The 4,295-nt window shown below is 34.1% G+C and carries 4 protein-coding genes; 2 read left to right on the top strand and 2 right to left on the bottom strand.

Annotated elements, in window-relative coordinates:
• Positions 1–781 precede the first annotated feature (781 nt).
• Both ADIARSV_RS12120 and ADIARSV_RS12115 read right to left on the bottom strand, forming a co-directional pair.
• Positions 782–1,024 (bottom strand): hypothetical protein, encoded by a 243-nt coding sequence (locus ADIARSV_RS12120; RefSeq protein WP_016195823.1) that lies wholly within the window; start codon positions 1,022–1,024, stop codon positions 782–784.
• Between the two features lie 176 nt (positions 1,025–1,200).
• A complete protein-coding gene (locus ADIARSV_RS12115; RefSeq protein ID WP_016195822.1) occupies positions 1,201–2,124 on the bottom strand; it encodes a collagen-like protein in 924 nt (307 codons plus the stop codon).
• 396 nt (positions 2,125–2,520) lie between these two features.
• On the opposite strand from ADIARSV_RS12115, the gene ADIARSV_RS12105 reads away from it, so the two are divergent.
• Both ADIARSV_RS12105 and ADIARSV_RS12100 read left to right on the top strand, forming a co-directional pair.
• Positions 2,521–3,051 (top strand): MepB family protein, encoded by a 531-nt coding sequence (locus ADIARSV_RS12105; RefSeq protein WP_016195821.1) that lies wholly within the window; start codon positions 2,521–2,523, stop codon positions 3,049–3,051.
• Between the two features lie 325 nt (positions 3,052–3,376).
• Positions 3,377–4,129, top strand: coding sequence for a hypothetical protein (locus ADIARSV_RS12100; protein WP_016195820.1), 753 nt, complete (start codon positions 3,377–3,379; stop codon positions 4,127–4,129).
• Positions 4,130–4,295: the final 166 nt, after the last annotated feature.

Raw genomic sequence — 4,295 nt, 5'->3', positions numbered from 1 at the left:
ATTCCAATCTCCGTTTAGAAGACTTTGTATCTATAATGATCCTGTAAATATCGATATAATTTATTTTGCGGGTGAAAAACCAGAGTCTACTTTCTAAAACAACCTCTCCTTCTTCAAAAATTATCTTGTAATAGCATCTTCTCACAAAGATCCAAGCAGCCATAATTGATAATAAAAGGATGTAAATCATAAGGATGGCGAATTCTGAGCCTTCAATAAACCACGTAAAAAACAAGGTGGTTAGGCATAACATTATTAGAAGAAAAGAGAATAATACTGCAAGAAGTGAGGTATATAAATTGATCCGTTTATCCCCCGTCTGCTTACTAGCGTTTATGAGTATCTCCATTCGAATTGTTGCTTTAGAATTGCTGTTTTTTGGGTTGTTAAAATCTTACGTAAGGTATAAAACATCTATTTTAAGAAAGAAATAAAGCTGCTATTTTTGTTTTTCACATAATTCCTCAAAGCTGATTTCCTACCTAAGGAAAAGACCATTTTTTCATAACCTACTTACTTTTTCAAGCCAAGTATGAGTTGGGCATATCACCCTAGAATTTTTATTATCATTCTAAGAACACCTGTCTTGCTTTTTGTAGGATAAAGATTTGATTCCTCAAAAGGATCAAACCCTGATTCAAGTCCTTCCTCTATAATTCGACCACTTGCATATCTCTTGCCATCTGTGTCAATTAAGTATGCGAAGCAATAAAATCTGATATTATTGGTTTTAGGATCTGGAAACTGAAAGTCAATAACAGCTTCTTTTATGAAGTCTTGTTCAAATCCATTTGCTTTTAATTCCTTTTAATTCTTGTGCATTCAGTGTCAACGGTTGAATATTTAATTTTTTCGGGCTGAATGAGGCTTGCATCACATCTAACGAAGCTTCTGCTAAGTTAAGCTGCTTCGCTGCGTTTAATAACCAATCACCCATATAGCCTACGCTGTAATAACGCTCGGTTCCAAAGAAGCTTTTTGTTATATTATGAGGTATTCCATTTAAGTTTTTACGCTTTGGCATCAGATATGACTAAAGTAAACTATCATAAATATAAGCATTCATACGGGGTACTCGCGATTTTATATTTTGACAAAACTGTAAATTGGCTGATATCATTATTCCCTCCTTAATTGATACTATGTAAGGGACTGTGCCACCATTCCACCGTTTAATGATAAAAATGATTTTGTACAAAGTCAGTACTTGACTAATAGCTCGGTAGGAGCTGATGTGGACACAGCGACATTATCAACATATAATATTGCTTTAGCCAAAATATGATATGTCATTGTGCCGTTTGTGGGTTGCAAATTTAAAGCATAGTAAGGTATTGGAAACGATTTCAAGCTTAAATTAATGAAATTTTCACTAATGAGAGATGCGCCAGTTCCAGTAACAAGAAAACCATTTCTATCTTTGTATAACTGCTCAAAGATGTTTGCCTTAAACTGAATACCGTCAAGGGTGTAAAATCTAATTAATAACTCAGTGAACTTTCCAGTTGCATTTGTCATATAACCAGGCACTGTAATCAACATTCCTGGAAATTGGCCAGACGGAGTTCTAACTGCGATATTGTGCAGAATCCTAGGTTCGTATATAGATACGTAAGGTATATTTCCCAAGTTTGGGCGTGAAAATTTAAAATCTATTTTTTCGCCGTTTTTTATTTTGTTTGACAAATCATTAATGAAGTTAACATCTTTTGTTCTGTTTTGATCTGAAGCTTCTTTAGCTAATTTATCTAAGCGGCTAATTAAAATTGCTTTAGGTCCATTTGTTGGAAGGATACTGGGGCTAAACATACTTGAAAAAAAGTCTGTTCCATAGTATTCTTGCAGGAGTGCAATAACTGCATCAGACGCCCATTGAGAAACAGTTACTTTTCCTGGTCCAACCGATACTGTTGTATTTGAACCGTTTTTATTCCCATCGCTACCACCTCTTGGCCCAGGCTCTCCTTTTGGACCCGCCTCCGCTTTTGGGCCACGGTCCGCTCCTATATTTAAATTATCATGAAAATGAACCTCACCTTTTCCTACCTCAGCTGTGGCTCCACCACCTTGAGCAATGGTATAAAGCGGTAAGCAGAGAGACAAATAAACTAATATCAATTTCATAATAGGTTAAAATTAAACGCTTAAATGTTAAGAATTAGGTATTTATATAAATAAGTAGCGCTTTTTGGAAAAATATTATTACACGCATACTGTAACAGTAAGAATAATTTTATTTATTTATTCAAACGAAATTGCATTATTTTTATCCAACCAACAATAGCTATAAATAGCTATATTACTTGGAGTAGCTAAAAAAGCATTATTATTAAACCCTCCTTTAAAAAGACGGTCCTCGTGATCTACCTTAATTAATGCTAATGCTCCTATTCTTAGTAATTGACAATGTTTTATTAATTTCTTCAATCAGTGATAGTGTGTCGCCTTTAAATGATTGCACCGACGGGCAAATCAATAAAGCAGGTATATTTGGAAACAGCGAACATATCCTAGTAAATTATGAAAAGCGCCAATACATCGACAAATGTAAACATACTTCCAAACGAGCTAAAAACAGTTAAGGAATTAATTTATGACAATCACGGGTTCGACTTGACAAACCTGAAGTTTAGTACTGAAAGTTTAGAATATGGAGCTTGTTCATTTGAACTCAATAATAAGAAAATCCAATACCGGGTGGCAAAAATCACTCCATTAAAGTCTGGTCATTTTGTGACCATATGGCAAAGAAATAAGGACGGAATAACTGAACCATTTCACATATCGGATGACCTTGATTTTATAATAATTGCAGCGAAAAGAGAAAATAACTTTGGCCAATTTATTTTTCCAAAATTTGTCTTGGCAGAAAAAGGTATTATTACTAATAATAACAAAGAGGGAAAACGTGGAATTAGAGTTTATCCACCTTGGGACACTGTTGCAAGTAAACAAGCGGAGAAAACTCAAACCTGGCAGACAAAATACTTCTTCACAATTGATGATGGAAACTCATCTAACAAAGATCTGATAAGAAGGCTACTTTTTTAAGCTGTAACAGCCACCACCTCATTCAAAAATATGTGGGACAATAACGGGAAGAGCGCATAGCTCGAAAATTAAAATACATTCTCTAATATTCCTGGTTATTTGATAGATGACTGGTGGTACTAAAACTATTCCACCTTTTTTTGATAAGGTAGGGGTAAATTGAAGAAAAGTTTAAAAAAGGCTATGAATTCGTTTGAAAAATCGCTGACCTTTGCCCTTTGTATTCAATTTATATTCCCACTTTTAGCCTGAACAATTCTTTCTATATGCTAAACTTAAACGCGTACAATCTCTAACTTTAGAGTATTTTTAGTAAATTGCAACTGTGAAATTTCTAGGTACCTATTTTATACAAGTAACATTGCTTTGTATATTGTTGTCTTGCAAAAAGACAAGTCCAGTTGAATCTATTGAGCCAGAGCCAATTTCAAGCCAAATAGCTAAAGACAGTATATCCTTTAGCATTAATGGAATAAACTATTCTTTTAATAACACCAATTTGATTGGAATAGGAAACAGTCAAATCAATATAAAAGCGTTCAACGACGCCATTCCTGGTAGAGATTATGCGTATAAGACTGCGGGAAAACTTTGGTATGGAAATCCGGATTCAACGATGTATTCTTCAATTTTTGGTATGAGGTCAAGTATAAATCAGGAAGCCATATTAAAAATTTATTTTAATAAAAAATACAAAACAACGGAGCTAGTTGAATCCATCCAACAAATGATTCCTAAAAATCAATCCGATATTTTCAAACCGGGAATACAATCATTTGCAATAGACTTTGAAAAGGAAAATACCAGAGAAGGAGTTGTACTATCACTTTACACCCAAGGCATTTCCTTGAGCTCAACAAAGCCTGGCTTCTCTATATATTTGCAATCTCACAAGATGGATATTCAAGATAATTCAAGTTTTGAATTTTTAAAGGTTGAGCATATTAAAGATGACAAATACCTATTAGAAGCCGTTTTTTCAATGAATTTATTTGACCAAGATGAAAAGTTATACCGTGTTGAAAAAGGTTTTATGAGAAAGAACATTAACATGGCACATAATATGGCATCCTTCTAATCGAATTTGATTCATCCAATTTGACAGACCTCAGCTGCAATCGGCAATACCCATTTCGGGTACAAATTATAAATAGATTTAAACGATTTGTACCATCAGATCATTTAGCTTAATCCAGAAAACCCCTCCTTATTTGGTAACAAGACAGCCAGGGTCCCAGTATTCC

The organism is Arcticibacter svalbardensis MN12-7 (assembly GCF_000403135.1).
GTDB classification, from domain to species: Bacteria; Bacteroidota; Bacteroidia; order Sphingobacteriales; family Sphingobacteriaceae; genus Arcticibacter; species Arcticibacter svalbardensis.
The sequence above is the reverse complement of the archived record's forward strand: the minus strand, read 5'-3'. Positions and strand labels throughout refer to the sequence as shown.